Below are 20,647 nucleotides of genomic sequence, written 5' to 3'. Positions count from 1 at the left end.
TGCTTGGCTTGGATTTCAGCAAGACGGCCAGCTGTCATTGCGAGCGCATTTTACTGTTATACGGAATGGAACCGCTGGCCGGTCAAAACAGAGCACCACAAGAATTAAGTAATTTTGGACAGCAGAGGTAACGATGTTGCGGAACTTCATGGTGGCATTGGGGATGTCGGTCTTGCTGGCCGGCTGCGCTCCCCTGGTCGGTGTCAATGCCAACAGCACGAAGCCGCCGAGTGCGGAAACCAGGAAGACATTCCAGGGCGGCACGACCAACATGACATTCAGCGCCCATGGCACGCAGGTCGAGTTCCTCAGCAAGGACGGCCGGACCGCCCTCTGGTATCCCGGCAACGGTATCGTGCTGCAGGGTCGCTGGCGCCTCGTCGGTGCCGATCCGACCACCGGTTTCCAGGACAACATCTGCTTCCAATACGGCGCCAACACCTATAATCCGCTGACGCTCAACTATGGCGGCAACTGGGAATGCGAGGGGATCGCCCTCTATCAGGGCCATGTCGTCGAGCGCGTGGCGGGTGATCCTTTCGGCCTGGGCAAGCGGGGGGCCGTGCCCTTCGTGCTGCCACGCCAGCGCACGACCTTCGCGGAACTGCTGAAGCGGCGTTCCTGACGCTTCGTCACGTCTGGCTGAAATCGAGGCGGCAGTTCATCCGCCGCCATTTCCTTCTCTTACAGAGGCGCTGCCCATGCGATGGCTATTGGCCTTGGCGATGTCCGTGCTCCTGGCGTCATCAGCCGCCGCCGGCGCCCGTAAGGACAAGAGCACTGGCTTCGGCCTTGCCCCGCTGCCTGAAGCGTTCAGGGTCAAACCCTATCCGCAGCCCGATGGTGCCGGCTTCTCGATCACGGGCAGGACAGAAGGGTTCGGCGGCTGCCTGGCGACGTTCATACGCCGGCCGCCTGCTCAATCGGGTGCTGCCGGGGGCGGCCGGCCGATCCATGCCAGTCTAATCGAGGCGGCGCATACAGCTCTTCAGTCCGGCTACCGTATGGGCGAGGTGCGCGACATTCAGCAGGGGGACGCGGCCGGTATCACCTTTACCTTTGGCTGGATACATCGCTCCGCTCCCGATGATCCGCGTTTCATGTGGGCGCTGTTCGAAACCGCCAGGGGACGAGCCACCCTTCGCTGCTATACGTCGGTAGCGCGGTTCGACCAGACCCGCCCTGATTTCGAGACGGTCATGCGAGCGCTGATCATTCCGAAGTAGATGGAGAGGCGAGGTAAGCCGCACTCCATCCCGTGAAGCCGAGAATTCAGGCAAGCCGTCACCGTCGTTTCAACTGCCCCATCGAGTGGAATTCCAGGCAATGAAGACATGGAGGTGGGAATGGAATATGCCCTGTTGCTGCTCACCCTTGCCAGTGGCCTCGCCGGAGCGATCTGGGACAAGCCGCCTCGCTGGGTCAAATACGGCCTCATCTTCATCATTCTCGCGTCGTCAGGTGTCTCCGGATACAAGATCTGGACGGATGATCGGGAGAAGCAGGCAAAGCAGCTGTTCGACACGGAAGTCGACCGAAGAACGATCGCTCTGAGTATTTCCGATCTGAACGTCGTGCATCCCCAGATTCTGGGATGGCTGCAATCAAAGGGTTACACGGCCGGAACGGATTGCCGGACATGGGGAGACGGCGTCCTCTGTGACGTTCAGGAGGTGCAGGGGAGGGACAAGTGGGACCTGCCGCTGCGGCGCACCGATCTGGCGGCTTTGTATCTGTACGCCTTGAAGACGAAACCTTCGCTTTCCCCGGAGGCTTTCATGTATCTGGACGCCTTGTTCATGCGCGGCGGGCGCGCTGTTCCCTTGATGCAGCGAACGGATCTGCTCGATACGACCGCCATACTGGCAGCAAACAGCCTCTATGAGAGTTGCGGTTTCGGACCCAATGCGATGCGGGTAAGCGACAAGCTGGAATTTCTGCTGGATTACCAGCGGGATGCGGCCCTTCACACCGCCGTGCTGGCGCAGCCGGATCCTACCCTATGGGCCTTGGACGAGGATCCTCCGAAGGTGTTCCATCGCCTGATCACCCAGTACAGGCAGAGCGTCGCGGCGCAGGACCGCCAATGCAAGAGCTGAGCCGGAGCGACGGCGGGTCGAGGTAAAGGGCATCCCGGACAGCAAGGAGCCAGCTTGGGCGGCGGGCGTTTCCTGGGATCGCAGGCGTCCTCGCCTGCTCTTTCCGACCGCCTGCCGAGGCGTTTCCAAGAGCAGGCGAGGACGCCTGCGATCCCGGGGAGGAGCGATCCTTATACGTCCGCTGTCAGTTGGCCTTGGCGAAGAACGCATAGGTCGCGGTGTAGGGCACACCGACTTTCGTCCCGGTTCGCACGGGCGGCGTGGCCGGGGCGACGCCGCCATGGGTGGCGATGCGCTGCACATAGCCGATTTTGTCCAGCACGCCGGCGGCCGGATCGGCGGTGACCTTGACGAGCAGCCAGGGGATGTCGGCGCTGGCTTTTTTTGCCGGTACCGTCACCACGGCCGTATCTTTGTCGCGGACGATCTTGCTGCCATCGGCGGCCTCCCAGGAGGGGCCAGCATAATGATGGACGGCGCCTGGTTTCGCCGCCAGCTCGGCCACGGGGGCCTCGAGCACCCATTTGGGCGCCGCGCCGGCTTCCGCCGTGCTGGTGTAGACCTGCAGGCCCCTGGCCTTGGCGGTGAAGGCGAGCGTGTAGCCGGCGGGCGGCTGCAGTGCGGCCGGCACGGCCTCCGCCGCTTTTGCAGCCTGCGTTGCTCCGGCAAGCACCATCGCCGCGGCGACGAATGCATAGGTTGTTTGCGTGGGCATTCCGATCTCCTGGCCCGATCCCGGGCTGGTGTCTGTCGCGGCCGGGGTAACATGGCACGGGTATCATGGGCCCGGCAATATGCCGTGCGAGGCAGTCCACGCCGACAGGGCCGGAGTTGAGCGCACTGTCGTCGTAACGCCCAATTTCACCATGACCAGCAAGAACGATAGAGTGTAGGAGGCAACAAAATCAGTAAACCGCCATCGTAATTCCGGCCCCTTGTTTTGACACCGCCTTGGCTTTGCCTGATGTTCGCGGAATTGGGAGGCACCGCATGCGGTGGTTGGTTGCCGGCTTGCTGATCTCGTCGAGTCTGGCCGGAGGCTGCCGGGCCCGCGATCTCCATGACGGTTTCGACAGCGGCAGCGCCGACCGGGCGTCGTGGAGCTTCGGCAAGTTCGTCGGCGGCTATCCGTCCAGGCAGGTGCAACCGCTCTTCCCCGGCAGTGGCGGAACCGCAGGCGCCATCTCGATCGTCACGACGGACGCCGATGGCGGCAATGATTGCCCGCTGGAGGAAATGCCGGCGGGCGGCTGCCAGCGCGCCGAATTGCAGGTCGCCAAGAGCGCAGCGCTGCCTTACGGCGCCCACAGCTGGTATGCCTTCAGCTTCCGCATCCGGGGGCAGGTCGCCGACACCGGCAGCCACCGCACGGTCATCGGCCAATGGAACGGGCCGGGTAACGACAGCCCGTTCGTGGCGCAGCGCTACGATGACGGCATTTTTCATATTACCGTGGAGACGGCCAACGGGCGCTGCCTGGTCGCGACGGATCGCAACAATGTGGCCGAGGTGCTCCAGGCCCAGGGACTTCTCGCTTCCTTGGACGCGTCCGACGATCGGGTGCGCGAGCAGGCGGTCGCACTGATGCGGGGCAAAATCGGGCAGCAGCGGCAGGCGGAGGTTCTGACCGGCGTGTTGCCGGCCAACGCCGCCTTGCCGGCGCCGTTGCCGGGCAGGGAGCTGGAAGACCGGCGCAGCGGGGAGAACCGTGCCGCCGATTACCTGCAGGGACTCGCCTTCCTGTCCGCCCCGGCGAATTATCTCGGCTGTCGCCTGGTCCGTATCGAGCCGGTGTCGAACCGGCCGCTGCCGACGCCGAGGGATGCCTGGGTCGACATGGCCTATCATATCAGGGGTTCGCATTATGACCCGTCCGGCAGGCCTGTCGGCGCCCTGCTCGAAGTCTGGGCCGACGGCCGGAAGATCGTGCGTGTCAGCGGCGATTTCGGCACCCGGCCGCCCATCGATCCCCAGGCCGATCCCGGGACGCAATATGCCAAGCTCGGTCTCTATCGCCTCAGGCAGCCGGGGACGCTCAGCATCGACCTCGACGAATTCTCCCAGGCCTCGGATCTGGCCGGGCTGCGGCTCGAGCACATGCATCCTCTGGAGATGCCGTGATGGGTGAATGACGAGTGCAGTGGAGTAATGGTACGGACGGCGCTCCTGAATGGGGAGCGATAGAGGGGGAACAGAATGCGTCTGATGATTCCAGTGATTTTCGGAGTGTTGGGGCTGGCGGGCTGCGCTGGGCAAGGTCCGAACCAGGTGACGGAGGCACAAGCGAAACATGCCTTTCAGGCGTGTGGCGCAACGCCATGGGTACCGTTCACGCCGGCACAAAGACGCTGCATGAACATGCAGCGGGATGCCATCGATTCCAGGGATGATTGCCTCAAGAACGCTGCGCCCGACCAAGTGGACAGATGCGCTACTCAGATCGCCAAGTACACCGAGGCCTGGCGTCAATGCGGCGGCGTTGCTGGCGGCAACAGAGCTGTTTTATGCGCCATCGCCAAGGAGCCGGAGGGCCATCGTTGGCTTATGGGCCATAAGGGCCAGATTCCGTGATGGCAGTTGAGTGCACTGCCATCGTGATCTAACTGCGCAAACGGTGCATCTAATGTCGCCATGAAGGGTCTATCGCGGCCGGAATTTAAGTGCTTCTTTGAGACAAGCGCTTGTGCTGGAGAAACACGAGGAACGGCAAATTGCTGCGATGGTTCCCCTGATGAACTGCGCTCCATTGCAGTTCGTAATTCTAGAAGAGAGACTCATGCCGTGAGAGCAGTCATTTCCGTTTTCATAGCGTTGCTGCTCGTTAGCTGCGCTGCCCAGCGAGGTGGTAGGCACACCATTGTGACCTATATGACGGAGCCGAGGCAGGCACTTGTAAAATGCAGCGTTGCTTATGAAAAGAAATATCGAGAGAGTCGCGCCGATGCAGACACATTGAATCGTTATTTTGATGCATTTTGTGCCAAGGAAGAGGCGCTAGTAAAAATGGCTAGCGAGAAAGTGGCGAAAGAACTCCATTGGGGTGACGGCAGCGCGGATCGATACTCAAGACAGGAAATTACACCCATCAGATCGCTAACGAATGCTGCAATAATACTAAACAGGAAACCGTAGTCATAACATCGCCCTCACCGGTAGAATCACGGAGCGCTACCGACGTTGATCAAATTGTGTGTACCGATGAGATGACGAAATTAGTAAACTGTCCCCGTAATGCCTAGCCGTAATGCAGTTGCAGAGGTTCGTGGTGTGGCTGCGCCACGAGGCGAGCGAAACCCGTCGGCATATCGAGAAGGTGACTGGACGGGCCTGATTGTGCAGCCCGTGGTGCGCGATCGGCTGAACGGCCTATTGGCCGGCTGGTCCGCCTACTTCGGCTATGGCTCGCTGTCGTCGGCCTATCAGGAAGTCGATCATCACGTCGTCGACCGCGTCAGGCACTTCCTCGCCAAGCGGCACAAGGTGCAAAACAGCGGTACGCTGGTGTTCTCGCGGAATACCATCTTCGCGGAACTCGGTGTGCGGCAACTGCAACGCGTGCACCCTGCGCCACGTCGTGGGCCTGGCAATGAAGCCACTTGGAAAGCCGGATGCGGGAAATCCGTGCGTTGCCAACAGGCCCAAGCTACTGCGCCCTTTCTCGACTCTGCCATTTAAAGAAAGTATAAGAAGACAGCAGTTTAGCAAGGCAGATCTACAATTTCGTCTTTATCAGAATATGCAGCATTAAATTACGGCTGCTTATGAGTCAAATCCCGTATAACGCTACTCCCGTACTTCTTCGTCAATGCGAAGAAAAAGTCTGGATCAACATCCTTAATGTAAGATACGTATCCTCTTAGTCTTTCCAGTTCTATATCATTTATTTCTCTCTTGGTGTAATCAAAAACAAGAGACTTTATCTCCCGTTTCTTGCTTCTTCCTATTGAGATTTTGCCATCTGTTGTTAGAATTAACCCAGTGACCGAGCGCTTGTATTTCTTCGAGAGAAAGGCGGTCTTTTCGTTGTTTAATTTCAATTTTGCATAAGGATAGGCATTCGATATCTCGGATACCAGTAGCGGAAGGTCGTTTAGATTGTTCGATCGATTAGATGACAGGAAAAGGTCATCTGCATACCTCGTGTATATTAATCCTTTGGTGCGCGCTAATTCGGCCATCTGTTCGTCAAAATCAAACATCATTACATTGGTGAGCGGAGGCGAGGACGGTGCTCCGATGGTAAGCTTGTCATATCGGCTAACTATATGGGACGTAAATAGGATATCATCCAAACTTAAACCTAGATCAAATTCATCTGATCTGATTTTTAGAAATAGCTCGATATTTTCCCGAGAAAAGGATGGAAAAAAATCTTTGAAATCCAAGCGGAGTGTAAAATTGCTCCCTGCGTGGGCCGCGGCATTCTCACGTATTCCAACGCCTCGAACATAGGCTGCCGCTGCCGAATGTACGGGGAGGCGCCGGAAGAGGAATCTGCTAATCCAGCGCTGTATCCCTTTTAGCGCGCGGCTCGGATGATGAATAGTTCTAAGTCCGCCGTTAGCCTTGGGGATTTCATAGGACTTGTAGCGATATGACGCCGTAAGCGATAGCCAACGCAGGTTCTCTACGGGCATGCCAGATTGTCGATGTAGCGCTTCAATCAACATGGTAAACCGTCCACGAGCGCCTTAAATTCCCAGCCTTCATCCTGATAAAGATTTGCTAACTCAAGGCGTAGCTCGTGACGCTCCGAAACTTTCCCATCAGACAACTCCAGTAGGGGCTGTTTGCTTGGATTAACTCTGAGGTGTCCAAAATCTCCATATTCAAGCAAATGTTTCGATCCGACTAATATTGATGCCACCTGATGGAGTTTACTTAGAGACAAGTGCGCGCCAGACATCGCGTTAAATATAAATTTAATGTCATCAATAGTGGCTATTGTAAGAAAATTCACAATTTCATGCGTCAGGCAAAGCCACTCGAAGTCGCTTAAATCAGATAACTCGTTCCATTTAAGCATTTTTAGTGTATTTTTTAATTTTATTCGTTTTAAGCGTTCCGTTATTACTTCAAAATTCGGAGTTTTATAATCAATCTGAATTACAGGGTGGAATATAGAGTGTTGTCCAATCTTCTTTGCTGGTCCGAGCGAGATAAAGCTGTCGTCTTTTTGTCTGCTTGAATCTAGGACTAAAAGTATTTTTTTGCAAAGTTCCTCCTTTGCCGAGAAATATCCTGTTTCCGCATATGATCCTGCTGCCTCAGGAAATATAACTATTCCCCGACTTAGGCTTCCTACTAAAGACTCAAAATCTGCAATATCGAAAGGCTCAGGAAAATTATTCGAAAACAAATTCTCCATTGCAAACTCAGGCTGAAAAATATCGTATTCTGGAATGGCTATCTCGGCATAAGCCCGAAACCGGACACGCATGTCTGTCGCTGAATTTCCACCACATACAAAGACTATGTTGCTATCGCGGTGAACTTTATAAGCGTCGTGAAAAAACTGGATCACCCGTCGCCGGAGGCTCTTTTGAGCTTCACTCAACAACGGGTGATCCAAGGCGCGAAACCCCTTACATTAAGCGGCCGACTTCGGGTTTCCGAGTTGGTGCCGAGTCGAAGGCCGGTGCCGACTCGGAAGCCCGAAGTCGGCGCACAATGTTACACAATATAGTTCAGCCTGGCTAAACACCCGGCATAGAGTGCGCATATAGATCGCACACCCAACTAAGGGGTAGCAGATACTTAGCACAACAAAATATTTTGCCAACTACCGGAGTAAGGTCGTCGACAGAAAAAGGGGCAGCCTAAAGGATAAAAATTAGAAGGAGGGGTGACCCGCAGGGAATTGTCGAAGCATAATCAATTGGCTTGACACGTATCGTGTGTGCTACCGCTTCCACCCCCGCCCAGGCTTGCCGCCACCTTTCTTCCGCGCCTCTGCCCCGAGCGGCACCTCGCGGTCCGTGCCTGGCCCCATGCTGTCCAGTCCCGGCTTGGCCGCGCGCGTCTTCGGCAGGTTCGCCGCATCGCCATAGGCCTTCGGGCCTTTGTAGGCGCCGGCCTTCTGGCGCACGTTGATTTGCCGGGCCGAGCCGTCGTCGGCCACGGCCATTTCCGTCTCGCGCAGGCGCTTGAGTTCGTCGCGCAGCCGCGCGGCTTCCTCGAAGCGCAGGTCGGCGGCGGCGTCGCGCATGCGCTTTTCGAGGTCGGCGGTGACGGCCTCGAAATTGTGGCCGACGGTGGCGACATTGTCGGCCAGGCCCTTGTCGACGGTGACGCGGTCGCGCTCATAGACCGAATTGGTGATGTCGGCGATCGAGCGCTTGACGCTCTCCGGCGTGATGCCGTTGGCCTGATTCCAGGCCATCTGCTTCTCGCGCCGGCGGTTGGTCTCGGCGATGGCGCGCTCCAGCGAGCCGGTCATGTTGTCGGCATAGAGCAGGACGCGGCCGTCGACATTGCGGGCGGCGCGGCCGATGGTCTGCACCAGCGAGGTCTCGGAGCGCAGGAAGCCCTCCTTGTCGGCGTCCAGGATGGCGACCAGGGCGCATTCGGGAATATCGAGGCCCTCGCGCAGCAGGTTGATACCAACAAGCACGTCGAAGGCGCCGAGGCGCAGGTCGCGGATGATCTCGATGCGCTCGATGGTGTCGATGTCCGAATGCATGTAGCGCACGCGCACGCCGTGGTCGTGCATATATTCGGTGAGGTCCTCGGCCATGCGCTTGGTCAGCACGGTGACGAGGCTGCGATAGCCTTTTCGCGCGACCTCCTGCACCTCGCCGAGGAGATCGTCGACCTGGGTGCGGGCGGGACGGATCTCGCATACTGGATCGATCAGTCCGGTTGGGCGGATCACCTGCTCGGCGAAGACGCCGCCGGTGTGCTCCAGCTCCCATTTGCCGGGGGTGGCCGAGACATGCACAGTCTGTGGGCGCATGGCGTCCCATTCCTCGAAGCGCAGCGGACGGTTGTCGAGGCAGGAGGGCAGGCGGAAGCCATATTCGGCCAAAGTCGCCTTGCGCCGGAAGTCGCCTTTGTACATGGCGCCGATCTGCGGCACGGTGACGTGGCTCTCATCGGTGAAGACGAGGGCGTTGTCGGGCAGATATTCGAACAAGGTCGGCGGCGGCTCGCCGGGCAGGCGGCCGGTGAGCCAGCGCGAATAGTTCTCGATGCCGGCGCAGGAGCCGGTGGCCTCCATCATCTCCAGGTCGAAGGTGGTGCGCTGATCGAGGCGTTGGGCCTCCAGCAGGCGGCCGCCGGTATAGAGCTGCTGCAGCCGGACCTTCAGCTCGTCCTTGATGCCCTTGATCGCCTGGTTCAGCGTGGGGCGCGGCGTCACGTAATGCGAATTGGCGTAGACCTTGACGAATTGCAGGTCCTGGATCTTCTGGCCGGTGAGCGGATCGAACTCGGCGATGCTCTCGATCTCGTCGCCGAACAGGTTGATGCGCCAGGCGCGGTCCTCATAGTGGGCAGGGAACAGCTCGATGGTGTCACCGCGCACCCGGAAGGTGCCGCGTGCGAAATCGGCATTGATGCGCTTGTATTGCAGGGCGACGAGGTCGGCGATCAGCTGCTTCTGCTCGACGCGCTCGCCCACGCTCATGCCGAAGGTCATGGCGGTGTAGGTTTCCACCGAGCCGATGCCGTAGATGCAGGAGACCGAGGCGACGATGATGACGTCGTCGCGCTCCAGCAGCGCGCGCGTGGCCGAGTGGCGCATGCGGTCGATCTGCTCGTTGATCGAGGACTCCTTCTCGATATAGGTGTCCGTGCGCGGCACATAGGCCTCGGGCTGGTAGTAGTCGTAATAGGAGACGAAGTATTCCACCGCATTGTTGGGGAAGAACGACTTGAACTCGCCATAGAGCTGGGCCGCCAGCGTCTTGTTGGGTGCCAGGATCAAAGCGGGGCGCTGGGTGCGGGAGATCACCTGCGCCATGGTGAAGGTCTTGCCCGAGCCGGTGACCCCGAGCAGCACCTGGTCGCGCTCATGGCTCTGCAGGCCCTCGACCAGGTCGGCGATGGCGGTGGGCTGGTCGCCGGCCGGCTGATATTCCGAGACCAGTTCCAGGCGGATGCCGCCCTCGCTCTTGTCGGGGCGCGAGGGGCGGTGCGGCGTCCACACCGGCTTGCCGACCATGCGCGGGTCGCCGCTCTCCAGCAGCTCCGAGAGGGCCTTGATGGTGCCGGCCGAACCGCCGAGCTTGTCGAGCCCGTCAGGATCGGCCTCGCCGCCATCCTTGGCGCGTGCCTTCTTGTCGGGCGCCTTGCGCTTGACCGCCCGGCCTTCCATCTCGGCGCCCCCGCCGGCCGAGGGCACGCCCAATTTGGCGGCCAGCTCCGGATCGAGGCCGGTGACGGCGCCGGTGTCGAAGCCGCTCTGCGGCCCCTCGCCGAAGCCTGGCTTCTCGTCGTCGCGCAGGCTGCTTTTGGCTTCCTTGAGCAGGCCGGGATTGAGCAGGGCCTTCAGATGCTCGTCGAGCGAGGGCAGGGCCGGCCGCGATGCCTTGGATTTCGGCGTGCGGAGTTTCTTCGGAGCAGGGGTCTTGCTCGAGGAGGGGGCTTTGGGTGTATCGGACATGCCCTGATAATGGGGTGAGTCACGCGCGGGGGGAAGGGCTGTCGTCGGAAACTTGCTGACAACGTCCTGTCAGCAGGGTGGCGAAGTTCCCCGCGGCACGACAAGGCCGGTGTCCCTGTGCTAGCGACGGGGGATCATTGCCTTCGGAGTTTCGGATGATCCGTCCTGCAAGTTTTATCATGGCAGCGGCCTTGGCGGTCGCAACCCTTGCTTTGCAAGGCCCGGCCCAGGCCGCCGGCTTCGACTGCCGCAAGGCGCATACGGCCGTCGAGAAGCTGATCTGCGCCCATCCAAAACTGTCCCATCTCGATGACGAGATGAACCGGCTCTACCAGGCCATCGAGGGCGAGACGCGCGGGGTCGACGGCGAGACCGGCGCGGTCAGCGATCCCTTCGGCAAGGATCAGACCCGCTGGCGCGAGACGGTGCGCGATATCTGCACCGACGCCCCCTGCATCGAGCGCGCCTATGTGGCGCGCATCGCCCAGGTCAAGAAGGACTGGGCCTCGGCCCTGGGCGAGGGGCAGTAAGAAAAACGCTGTCGTCCCCGGCGATACCCTCGGCCTCTCTCGCTACGCTCGCGAGGCGCTCGGCCGGGGATGACAGAGCATCTAGTCCGGATCACCTGTCGCCATTTGTGGCCGGATTTCTCCCCGCCTCAACGGACGTGGAAGTCCGTAGCGACCAAAGGCAGGCCGAGGCGGGCGGCGACGGCGCGGGAGGCCAGGTTGTCCCAGGACGTGCTGTAGAAGGGCACGGCCTTGAGTGCTCGCACGGCCTGTGCCCAGCCAGCGACGACCGCGGCGGCATGGTCCCGGCGGCGGTAATCGGCATGGGTTTCGACGCCGGCGCAATGCACCGCGTCGGAAATGCGCACGCTGGCGCAGATCGCCACGGCGCGATCGTCCTCGACCACGGCCAGGAAGGGCCGCCTGTGCGGCACGTCCGGCAGCCAGTCGGGAAAGAGCGGCTGCAGCAGGTCGGCATTGCCCTCATGGATGGCGATGGGCGGCCGTGGCGGTGGCGGGACGGCATCCGCCCGGTAGACCGGCCCGGCCCAGATCTGCGTCACCGGCGCCTGGTGGCCGAGCAAATCGAGATAGGCTTCCTCCCGGGCCGGGCGCTCCCTCGGCACCTCGCCCAGCGCCTCGTCGCGGCAGAGCTCGCCGAGGCGGGCGACCAGGGTATCCGGCATGTCGGCGCGGCAGCGAAACAATGGCCCGGCCGGCGTGCGCATCAGATGGAAGCGGGGTGCCGGGCGGGAATCCCACTCATTGCTGTGCAGCAGGCGCCCGCGGGCGTCGGTGGCATAGAGCGTGTCGAGACGGCGGCTCAGCAAGGCCTGCTGAGAATCTGTGTCGAGAGGCATGGCCCGAGCCTATCGATGCCGCGCCGCACAGGCAATCGCGGGGGCGAGCGTCCTGTATCCGCCGAAACTGAGGCCCCGGGCAAACGATGCAAGAGATCGCCACAGCCCTAGATTGTCCTGGCTCCGGCTCATGCTAGATCTCGGATCGTCCCTCCGGAATGGAATCACCGCGACATGAAGCTTCAGCTTGCCCTCGGTGCCGCTGCCCTGGCCCTGATGCTGCCCGGCCAGGCCCTGGCCGATTGCGACATCACCGACGCCCTGCTCAAGCAGGCCTATCCCGGCGCGCAGCAAGGCGACAACGGCTTGCTGGTCAAGGGCGGCGGCTATGATCGTGCGATCAACCCGGACGACGTGGTCTGCAAGGCCTGGCCCTACCGCCCCGAGCTGATGCTGGCGGCCGTGCCGCTGATCGAGGCCAAGCCGCCGGTCGAGGGCGAGAACAAGGGCGATGTCGAGATCATCATCGCCGATGTCGCCACCGGCAATCCCGTCGCGCGACGCCTCGAGAAGGGCATGGCGTTCTCGGACGCCATCCAGTTCGGCTCGATGAGCCTCGATACCGCCCGTTACGACGTCGGCGACGGGCTGCGCGCCTTCGGCCTGCGCACCTCGCAATCCGGCAGTTCGCGCGTCAATCCCTATGACGAACAAGCGCTCTGGATGTACACCTTCGACAAGGGACGCATCGAGCGCGTGCTGGACGGGCTGATCGTCGAGCGCAGCAATGGCGAGAACAATGGCGATTGCGAGGGCGAGTCGACCTCGGTGACGCGGACCGTCAAGCTCGGCCCCAAGGTCGAGCTGGGCTATCGCGACCTCACAGTCGAGCAGGCCATCACGCACGGAACCTCGAAGAAGGTCGGCGGCGAGTGCCGCTTCGACAAGCGGCCCGGCAAGCCGGCGAAATTCGAGCTGATCTACGACAACGGCCATTATCGTCCGGCCGCCGGTGTGAAGCCGCACGGCGAGAAGGGCGATATCGAGACGGACCTGTTCTCCACCATCGAGATCGGGGCAAAGCCATGATCGGGCGTGGTCTGGCCGTCGCCTGCCTCCTGCCAGCCGTCTTCGCGCCCATGATCGCCCAGGCCGCCGGCAAGCCCTCCTTCGATTGCCGCAAGGCCTCGACCGAGGTGGAGAAAGCGATCTGCGCCGATGCGACGCTGTCGAAGGCCGATGCCGAGATCGCAATCGCCTATGACCGCTTGCGCAAGGCCCTGGATCCCCGGGCCGCGGCCGCGCTTGCCGCCGACCAGCGCTGGTTCGTGGGCGCCCGCGACGATGCGGGCGCCAGCAAGGAAGGGGTTGGTGCCTTTCGCACGCTGAAGGAGCGTCTTATGGAGCGGGCGCGTTTCCTGAAGGGGATCAGGACGAAGCCGGAGGACGGCTTCGTGGGCAGTTGGCACAACAATACGGGTGGGTTCGACATCGAGGCCAGGCCGGATGGCAGCCTGATCGTCTCCGGCGATACCGTCGAACCGGTGATGGGGCGCTGGGTCTGCGAGATCAATGCCAGCGGCAGGGAGGCCGGCGGCGTCTTCGAGGCCAGGCAGGAAGGCGACGCCTCCTTCCTCAAGCTCACCCGCGAGGGCGCCAGCCTCAAGGTCGAGACCGTGTTTCCTGATGATGCGAGCGAGCACCGGGTCGAATATTGCGGCCAGAACGGCTCGATGGACGGCAGCTATTTCCAGGTACCATCAGGCAGCAAATAAGGATGGGCATTCACGTCAGGAAGCGCTCTCGGCCATGAAGCGCCGGTAGCCGCTGGAGCGCAGTTCGCAGGCCGGGCAGGTGCCGCAGCCATAGCCCCAATCGTGCCGATGGCTGCGATCGCCATTGTAGCAGGTGTGGGTCTGTTCGCGGACGAGGTCCACCAGCCGGTCGCCGCCGAGTTCCCGAGCCAGCGCCCAGGTCTGCGCCTTGTCGATCCACATCAGGGGCGTGTGGATGACGAAACGGCTTTCCATGCCGAGATTGAGCGCCAGCTGCATCGCCTTCATGGTGTCGTCGCGGCAATCCGGATAGCCGGAGAAATCGGTCTCGCACACACCGGTGACGAGATGGCGAGCGCCGCGCCGATAGGCGAGGGTGGCGGCGAAGGTCAGGAAGAGCAGATTGCGCCCGGGCACGAAGCTGTTGGGCAGGCCGTTCTCCTGCATGGCGATCTCGACGTCGCGCGTCAGGGAAGTTTCGCTGATGCGGCCGAGTATGCCGAGGTCGACCAGGTGGTCCTCGCCCAGGCGCGCGGCCCAGGCGGGGAAGGCTTCGCGAAAGGCGGCGAGAACCACGGGGCGCATCGCCAGCTCGATGCCGTGGCGCTGGCCGTAATCGAAGCCGACAGTCTCCACGCTGTCGAAGCGCTCGAGCGCCCAGGCGAGGCAGGTGGTGGAATCCTGGCCGGCCGAGAACAGGACCAGGGCTTTGTTAGACATGGTTCTCTCCATCCTGAACTTTGAATTGTCATCCCCGCTACTGCGGTGGCGCCGGGGATGACACGGTCTATCTTTCGCTAATGCGTTGGTCGCAAGACTGGTTGGCATAGGCCCGCGGAATGGCGGAGCTATTCAGCCTTCCTCAACCGCCGTGGCGAGGCGCGGGCCGAGATGGGCGTGGCCGCGCCGGCGCGCGAGCGTCTCCTGGCGATGGCGTTCGCGCGAGGAGGCTTTCTGTGTCTCGGTGAGCGTTGCGGCGCAATAGGGGCAGCTCACCCCTTCCTCGTAGTCGGGCGATTGCCGGTCCGTTGCCGAGAGAGGCGACAGGCAGCCATGGCAGAGGCTGAAATCCTCTGGCCTCAGGCCGTGGCCGACCGCAACGCGCTTGTCGAAGACGAAGCAGGCGCCCTCCCACAGGCTCTCAGTGGGCGGAATCTCTTCCAGATAGCGCAGCACGCCGCCCTTGAGGTGATAGACCTCCTCGAAGCCCTCGCGCAGCATCAGGCTGGTCGCCTTCTCGCAGCGTATGCCGCCGGTGCAGAACATCGCCACCTTCTTGTGCCTGGCAGGATCGAGATTGTCCCTGACATAAGCAGGGAAGTCGCCGAAGCTCTCGGTCTTCGGATCGAGTGCACCCTTGAAGCTGCCGATGCGCACCTCGAAATCGTTGCGCGTGTCGATGACCAGCACATCCGGATCGGAAATCAGGGCGTTCCAGTCCTTGGGCTCGACATGGGTGCCGACGCGCTCCAGCGGGTCGATGCTCTTGTCGCCGATGGTGACGATTTCTTCCTTCAGCCGCACCTTCATGCGCAGGAAGGGCATCTCCTCGGCGAAGGAGGTCTTGTGCTCGATGCGATCGAGGCCGGTGATCGCGCGCAGGCGCGGATGGAAGATCGCCATCGCCTCGGGCGTACCGGCCACCGTGCCGTTGATGCCTTCATGCGCCAGCAGGATGATGCCCTTGATGCCGAGCGAGCAGGTAAGCTTGGCCAGCGGCTCGCGCAGCTCGGCGAACCCCGGCAGGCGGGCGAAATGATAGAAGGCGGCGATTTCGATGGTCGGCATCGCCGCTCTTTAGCGCCAATGGAGGCGGGGGTAAACCTTCCCGGCACCGCCGGCTGGGCGCCGGCGGTGCCGGAGGTCTATTGCGCCGCCTGCCGGGACGCCACGATGGTGTCGGCCTGCCGCCCCGAGAGTTCGGCCAGATGGTCGAATTTGGACCGGAACGTGCCGACGCCTGCCGTCGCCGAACGCAGCTCGATGATCAGGTCGGTGATCTCGGCTTCCGGGATCAGCGCCTGCACCACGTCCCAGCCTTCCCAGCCGTCGCGGGCATCGAAGCCGAGGATCTGGCCGCGCCGGGAGGAGACGATGGCGTTGGCCTTCGCCGTGGCATCCGAGGGCACCGAGATCTCCACCGCCAGCACCGGCTCCAGCAGCACGGGATTGCATTGCGGCATCGCCTCGCTCATGCCGATGCGCGCCGCCGTCTGGAAAGCCATGTCGGAGGAATCCACCGTGTGATAGGAGCCGTCCGTCAGCGATACGCCGACATCCACCACCGGGAAGCCGAGCGGGCCGCGCTTGAGATAGTGCTTCACGCCCTCCTCGACGGAGGGAATGTAGTTGCGCGGCACCACGCCGCCGGTGATCTTGTCGATGAAGGCGAAGCCCTCGCCGCGGGGCAGGGGCATGACGTCGATCACCACGTCGCCGAACTGGCCATGGCCGCCCGATTGCTTCTTGTGGCGACCGCGCACGCCCGTCACCGGCTTGCGGATGGTCTCGCGATAGCCGATCTGCGGCTGGCTGGAGTCGACGGCGACGCCGAATTTCGAGGCGAGCTTCTCCACGGCCACGCGCAGATGCATCTCACCCTGGCCACGCAGGACGGTGTCGCCGAGCTCGGCATTCTGCTCCATGGCAAGCGCCTGGTCCTCGTCGGTGAGGCGCTGCAGGGCGGCCGAGAGCTTGACGTCGTCCTTGCGGTCGCGGGCCCGGACGGCGAGCGACATCACCGGCTGGGGCGCCTCGATCTCGGCCGGCCGGGGCACGGCCTTGCCGACAGCCAGCATGTCGCCGGTATGGGCGGCATCGACCTTGCCGAGCGCGACGGTATCGCCGGCCTGCGCCTGCGTCGTCTTCTGGGTGGTCTGGCCCAGCAGCCGGGCACAGCCGGCGATGCGGCCGGTCTCGCCGGAAGAGGTCGTTACCGTCATGCCTTCCTGGAAGGCGCCGCTGAGCACGCGCGTCAACGAGAGCTTGCCGGCATGGGCGGTATGGAAGGTCTTCATCACATAGCCCAAGGGCTCCGATCCCGGCGTGATGCCGAGCCGTGCGGCGGTCTCATGGATGCAGGGCGCCTCATGGCGCAGCGCCTTCATCAGCCGCAGCATGCCGTTGCCGTTGGCCGCCGAACCCATCAGAACCGGCACGGCCAGGCCATCGCGCAACTCGTGGGCAAGGTCGTCGAAGACCCTGTCGCGGGGGGGCTCGACCTCTTCGAGAAGCTGCTCCATCAGGGCATCGTCATGGTCCGACAGCCGCTCCAGCATGGAATAGCGGGCATCCTTGCTTTCGTCGCGCTCGTCCGGCGGGATCTCCACCACCTGCGAGGCCGCATGTTCCTGGTAGATGAAGGCACGTTCGAGCGCGAGGTCGACATAGCCGACGGCAACGCCGTTCTTCCAGAGCGGGATCTGGCGCAGCAGCAGCGGCAGCCGGGAGGCTGGCTGCAGCAGCGGCAGGGCCTCGCGCACGCTCTGGTGCGAATTGTCGATCTTGTTGAGGAAGAGGAAGCGCGGAATTTTCTGGTCTTCGAGTTCTCGCAGGATCAACTGCAGGGCCGGAACCTTCTTCTCATCGGCCTCGCAGACCACCACGGCGGCATCGATGGCCGGCAGCACCGGCCGCATCTCGGCCAGGAACTCGATCGAGCCGGGACAGTCGATGAAGGTATAGGTCTCGCCCATGAAATCCACGGAGGCGATATTGGCCTCCACGCTCATGGTGTGGGCACGCGCCTCGGCGCTGGCATCGCCGATGGTGGAGCCGGCCGCCACGGTGCCCTGGCGCTGCAGGGCGCCCATGCGTGCGAGGATGGCTTCAAGAAGGGTCGTCTTGCCGCTTTGGAACGGGCCGACCAGGGCGATGCAGCGCGGCCCGCTGGATCGTCTGCCGTTTGGAGTGTTCTGCGTCATTGTCGCGTCCCTCCTGTTCTGGCCGCCGCTCTTTTGGGCGGCTGATTGGAACCGTCGCGCCGATTGGAGGCCGTGGCAAGGGAAAAGTGACAAGCGCTGGCAAGGGCGGCAAAGCCTATGCCGCCCGGCAAACCATGCTCCGCTCAGGCCGCAAGGCGGAAATCGGCCCGCCAGCCGAGCTCGTCCAAAGCCCTGGCGGTCGAGAGTTCGGCGCTTGCCTCAGCGACATTGTAGGCACCGGGCCGGCCGCGATCGATTGCGAGCAGCGCCGCCAATGCCGCGGCATCGACATGCACCGACATTGGCCGTCGCGGACTGTCGCTGCCAGTGCCGGGACCGTAGAGATAGCCGTAGCGCAGGACCACGCCTTCGGCCGGCGCCTGGAGCACGGCGTCCTCCAGGGCGATCACCCCCTGCACGCTGACGGCGCCGGGGCCCTCGGCGCCGTGGTTGAGGGGAGCCGTCTCGGTGTGCGGGAGCGGCCCGGGCGCGTAGACCCAGGCAATGCTCTGGGCGATGATCCGCCGGGCTCCGGCCGCGAGAGCGGCCGCCACCAGATTGGCGGTGCCTTCCCGGCGAATGCGGGCATTGCGCGGCACGAAATCGGCCATGCGGGCCGGGTCGAGGGCTGGGGGCAGATCGGTGAGCTGATGGATGACGATTTCAGGCCTGGCGGCCGCTACCGCGGCGACCAGCGCGTCACTGTCGAAGACGTCGACCACGACCGGCTCGGCCCCCAGTTCTCGCAAGGCGTCGGCTTTGGCGGGCGTACGCGTGGTGCCGACGACGCGGTGGCCGGCCCGACGAAGCAGGCGCGTGAGCGGCGCGCCGATGGCACCGGTCGCACCGGCCAGAAAGATGGTTCGAGGTGAAGTGGTTTGGGACATGGCTGGCCTCGTCTCAGAATGATCGGTTCTGAAATAGCCTCGCCATGAGGTCAGCGAAAAGTGCCAAGAATTGTATGAAGGACTGTACCAAAAAAATGCGCCGGATGGCGGGGGGACCATCCGGCGCGTTAAGCGACCCGTTCAATTCGCTTGCGGGGGGACTAGGCGAAGAACCCAATGGTCGCTGTTACTACTGTTGCGGTCGCGAGAAGTCCGACGAGCCAGAGCGCCAAGGTCAGCTGACGTTCCGCCTCGGCCGCCGAAACGCGCATGGCGCGGGTGTCGGCCTTGAACATGCGTGCGGTTGCTTGATTGACGGCCATCATGATCTCCTCGAAACACTCGACTGGAAAACCTCTAACGTCCTTCCGTCTAGACCTTCGCCCGGCGGGACGAAGTGCGAAAACGCACGCGGCACTCAACTCGGTTACTCGGTACTCCGCCTCACACCACCGGAACTCGCGGGGCCATGAAGCGCATCGGCTACGATCAAAGCATCGCTGCCGATCACGGCGGGCTTTTGCACGTTCTCGGGCGGCGGTGAGGAAGTTTCGCGGCATTGTTGTGTCGATGTCACCAAGCAATGAACTCGCGCGACCTCTCCGGCAAGTTGTGCATTGGACGTAATCTTTGCGCTTGAATGCAGGCCGGGCGGCGCCTAAGCAGAGGCGCGCCCTGCGGGGCGGGCAGGGGGCCGCCCGCGCGGCCGCCGCTAGCTTCCGCTTCAACCCGCATTTCCCACGGCTTACAGGAGTTCCCAGCCATGGCTTTTCTCGCCGACGCCCTCTCGCGCATCAAGCCTTCCGCGACCATCGCGGTGAGCCAGAAAGCGCGCGAACTCAAAGCGGCGGGACGCGACATCATCGGCCTGGGTGCGGGCGAGCCCGACATGGACACGCCCGACAACATCAAGAAGGCCGCAGTCGACGCCATCATGCGCGGGGAGACGAAATATCCGCCGGTCTCCGGCATCCCCCAACTGCGCGAAGCCATTGCCGCCAAGTTCAAGCGGGAGAACGGGCTCGACTACAAGCCTTCGCAGACCATCGTCGGCACTGGCGGCAAGCAGATCCTGTTCAACGGCCTGATGGCGACGCTCAACACCGGCGACGAGGTCGTCATCCCCACGCCCTACTGGGTGTCCTATCCGGAGATGGTGGCCCTGTGCGGCGGCACGCCGGTCTTCGCCGAAACCACGCTGGCCACCAATTTCAAGCTGTCGCCCGAGGCGCTGGAGAAGGCGATCACGCCCAAGACCAAGTGGTTCATCTTCAATTCGCCGTCCAACCCGTCCGGCGCCGCCTATAGCCGTGACGAGCTGAAGGCACTCACCGACGTGCTGCTGCGCCATCCCCATGTCTGGGTGATGACCGACGACATGTATGAGCATCTCGTCTATGGCGATTTCGTCTATTACTCGCCTGCCCAGGTCGAGCCCAAGCTCTATGACCGCACCCTCACCATCAACGGTGTCTCCAAGGCCTATTCGATGACCGGCTGGCGTATCGGCTATGCTGCCGGCCCCGAGAAGCTGATCAAGGCGATGGACATGATCCAGGGCCAGCAGACTTCGGGCGCCTGCACAATCGCGCAATGGGCGGCGGTCGAAGCGCTCAATGGCACGCAGGACTTCATCCCCGAGCGCCGCAAGATCTTCGAGGGCCGCCGCGACCTGATCGTCGGCATGCTCAACCAGGCCAAGGGCATCCAATGCCCGACGCCGGAAGGGGCCTTCTACGTCTATCCCTCCTGCGCCGGCACGATCGGCAAGACGGCGCCCAGCGGCAAGGTGATCGAGACGGACGAGGATTTCGTGTCGGAACTGCTGCAGGCCGAGGGCGTGGCGGTGGTGCATGGTTCGGCCTTCGGTCTCGGCCCGAATTTCCGCATCTCCTATGCGACCTCCACCGAGGCCCTGGAAGAGGCCGGCCGCCGTATCCAGCGCTTCTGCAACACACTGGTCTGATCGTATAGGATCGGGATCTCATCCGGCCCGCCCCAGATGGGGCGGGCTTTTTATTGAGGTGTGACCGGCATTTTCAGGCCTTG

20 protein-coding genes are annotated in these 20,647 nt (G+C 62.4%); 10 read left to right on the top strand and 10 right to left on the bottom strand.

The annotated features are described in order from the left end of the window. Window positions 1-133 precede the first annotated feature (133 nt). From ABXS05_RS06825 to ABXS05_RS06815, 3 genes are all read left to right on the top strand, one after another. Window positions 134-625 (top strand): hypothetical protein, encoded by a 492-nt coding sequence (locus ABXS05_RS06825; protein ID WP_367623357.1) that lies wholly within the window; start codon window positions 134-136, stop codon window positions 623-625. A 76-nt stretch (window positions 626-701) separates the two neighbouring features. Next, window positions 702-1,226, top strand: coding sequence for a hypothetical protein (locus ABXS05_RS06820; RefSeq protein ID WP_367623356.1), 525 nt, complete (start codon window positions 702-704; stop codon window positions 1,224-1,226). 120 nt (window positions 1,227-1,346) lie between these two features. Next, window positions 1,347-2,099: a hypothetical protein gene (locus ABXS05_RS06815; protein ID WP_367623355.1), complete on the top strand. Its 753-nt coding sequence runs from the start codon at window positions 1,347-1,349 to the stop codon at window positions 2,097-2,099. Window positions 2,100-2,283: 184 nt separating this feature from the next. Here ABXS05_RS06815 and ABXS05_RS06810 read toward each other — a convergent pair whose 3' ends face one another. Beyond that, complete coding sequence (locus tag ABXS05_RS06810) at window positions 2,284-2,814, bottom strand: DUF3455 domain-containing protein (RefSeq protein WP_367623354.1); 531 nt, start codon at window positions 2,812-2,814, stop codon at window positions 2,284-2,286. Between the two features lie 275 nt (window positions 2,815-3,089). Here ABXS05_RS06810 and ABXS05_RS06805 point away from each other — a divergent pair, with 275 nt between their 5' ends. The 3 genes from ABXS05_RS06805 to ABXS05_RS06795 all read left to right on the top strand — a co-directional run bounded on the left by ABXS05_RS06805 (window position 3,090) and on the right by ABXS05_RS06795 (window position 5,774). Then, window positions 3,090-4,220: a polysaccharide lyase family protein gene (locus ABXS05_RS06805; protein WP_367623353.1), complete on the top strand. Its 1,131-nt coding sequence runs from the start codon at window positions 3,090-3,092 to the stop codon at window positions 4,218-4,220. 75 nt (window positions 4,221-4,295) lie between these two features. After that, entirely contained in the window at window positions 4,296-4,670 is a 375-nt protein-coding gene (locus tag ABXS05_RS06800; RefSeq protein WP_367623352.1) for a hypothetical protein, read from the top strand. A 774-nt stretch (window positions 4,671-5,444) separates the two neighbouring features. Next, complete coding sequence (locus tag ABXS05_RS06795; RefSeq protein WP_367623351.1) at window positions 5,445-5,774, top strand: group II intron maturase-specific domain-containing protein; 330 nt, start codon at window positions 5,445-5,447, stop codon at window positions 5,772-5,774. Between the two features lie 74 nt (window positions 5,775-5,848). Here ABXS05_RS06795 and ABXS05_RS06790 read toward each other — a convergent pair whose 3' ends face one another. The 3 genes from ABXS05_RS06790 to uvrB all read right to left on the bottom strand — a co-directional run bounded on the left by ABXS05_RS06790 (window position 5,849) and on the right by uvrB (window position 10,704). Further along, window positions 5,849-6,769 carry a retron St85 family RNA-directed DNA polymerase gene (locus ABXS05_RS06790; RefSeq protein WP_367623350.1) on the bottom strand — a complete coding sequence of 307 codons (921 nt, stop codon included), beginning with the start codon at window positions 6,767-6,769 and terminating at the stop codon, window positions 5,849-5,851. Continuing rightward, complete coding sequence (locus tag ABXS05_RS06785; protein ID WP_367623349.1) at window positions 6,763-7,656, bottom strand: retron St85 family effector protein; 894 nt, start codon at window positions 7,654-7,656, stop codon at window positions 6,763-6,765. Before ABXS05_RS06785 ends, ABXS05_RS06790 begins: the two co-directional genes overlap by 7 nt. A 345-nt stretch (window positions 7,657-8,001) precedes the next feature. Beyond that, the gene (uvrB, locus tag ABXS05_RS06780) at window positions 8,002-10,704 is read right to left on the bottom strand and encodes an excinuclease ABC subunit UvrB (protein WP_367623348.1); all 2,703 of its coding nucleotides are present in this window, start codon (window positions 10,702-10,704) and stop codon (window positions 8,002-8,004) included. Window positions 10,705-10,859: 155 nt separating this feature from the next. Between uvrB and ABXS05_RS06775 the strand changes: the two genes are divergently transcribed. Then, window positions 10,860-11,234 (top strand): lysozyme inhibitor LprI family protein, encoded by a 375-nt coding sequence (locus ABXS05_RS06775; RefSeq protein WP_311944403.1) that lies wholly within the window; start codon window positions 10,860-10,862, stop codon window positions 11,232-11,234. A gap of 128 nt (window positions 11,235-11,362) precedes the next feature. Here ABXS05_RS06775 and ABXS05_RS06770 read toward each other — a convergent pair whose 3' ends face one another. Then, window positions 11,363-12,073, bottom strand: coding sequence for a GNAT family N-acetyltransferase (locus ABXS05_RS06770; RefSeq protein ID WP_367623347.1), 711 nt, complete (start codon window positions 12,071-12,073; stop codon window positions 11,363-11,365). A 174-nt stretch (window positions 12,074-12,247) separates the two neighbouring features. Between ABXS05_RS06770 and ABXS05_RS06765 the strand changes: the two genes are divergently transcribed. Together ABXS05_RS06765 and ABXS05_RS06760 are read left to right on the top strand one after the other, a co-directional pair. After that, window positions 12,248-13,102, top strand: coding sequence for a PA3715 family protein (locus tag ABXS05_RS06765; protein ID WP_367623346.1), 855 nt, complete (start codon window positions 12,248-12,250; stop codon window positions 13,100-13,102). Continuing rightward, the gene (locus tag ABXS05_RS06760; RefSeq protein WP_367623345.1) at window positions 13,099-13,788 is read left to right on the top strand and encodes a lysozyme inhibitor LprI family protein; all 690 of its coding nucleotides are present in this window, start codon (window positions 13,099-13,101) and stop codon (window positions 13,786-13,788) included. The genes ABXS05_RS06765 and ABXS05_RS06760 overlap by 4 nt, the downstream gene beginning before the upstream one ends. Window positions 13,789-13,803: 15 nt before the next feature. Here ABXS05_RS06760 and queC read toward each other — a convergent pair whose 3' ends face one another. The 5 genes from queC to ABXS05_RS06735 all read right to left on the bottom strand — a co-directional run bounded on the left by queC (window position 13,804) and on the right by ABXS05_RS06735 (window position 18,921). Then, on the bottom strand, window positions 13,804-14,508 hold the full coding sequence (queC, locus tag ABXS05_RS06755) for a 7-cyano-7-deazaguanine synthase QueC (RefSeq protein ID WP_367623344.1): 705 nt from the start codon (window positions 14,506-14,508) through the stop codon (window positions 13,804-13,806). Between the two features lie 132 nt (window positions 14,509-14,640). After that, window positions 14,641-15,576 (bottom strand): oxygen-dependent tRNA uridine(34) hydroxylase TrhO, encoded by a 936-nt coding sequence (gene trhO, locus ABXS05_RS06750; protein ID WP_367623343.1) that lies wholly within the window; start codon window positions 15,574-15,576, stop codon window positions 14,641-14,643. Window positions 15,577-15,653: 77 nt separating this feature from the next. After that, a complete protein-coding gene (locus tag ABXS05_RS06745; RefSeq protein ID WP_367623342.1) occupies window positions 15,654-17,711 on the bottom strand; it encodes an elongation factor G in 2,058 nt (685 codons plus the stop codon). Between the two features lie 143 nt (window positions 17,712-17,854). Then, the gene (locus ABXS05_RS06740) at window positions 17,855-18,598 is read right to left on the bottom strand and encodes an NAD-dependent epimerase/dehydratase family protein (RefSeq protein WP_367623341.1); all 744 of its coding nucleotides are present in this window, start codon (window positions 18,596-18,598) and stop codon (window positions 17,855-17,857) included. 161 nt (window positions 18,599-18,759) lie between these two features. Then, a complete protein-coding gene (locus ABXS05_RS06735) occupies window positions 18,760-18,921 on the bottom strand; it encodes a hypothetical protein (RefSeq protein WP_181161133.1) in 162 nt (53 codons plus the stop codon). Window positions 18,922-19,361: 440 nt separating this feature from the next. Between ABXS05_RS06735 and ABXS05_RS06730 the strand changes: the two genes are divergently transcribed. Next, entirely contained in the window at window positions 19,362-20,564 is a 1,203-nt protein-coding gene (locus ABXS05_RS06730) for a pyridoxal phosphate-dependent aminotransferase (protein WP_311944393.1), read from the top strand. The last annotated feature ends 83 nt before the right edge of the window (window positions 20,565-20,647 follow it).

This window comes from Labrys neptuniae (genome assembly GCF_040797145.1).
GTDB classification, from domain to species: Bacteria; Pseudomonadota; Alphaproteobacteria; order Rhizobiales; family Labraceae; genus Labrys; species Labrys neptuniae.
Note: the sequence above shows the minus strand (reverse complement) of the source record. Positions and strands in the feature narration are given on the sequence as shown.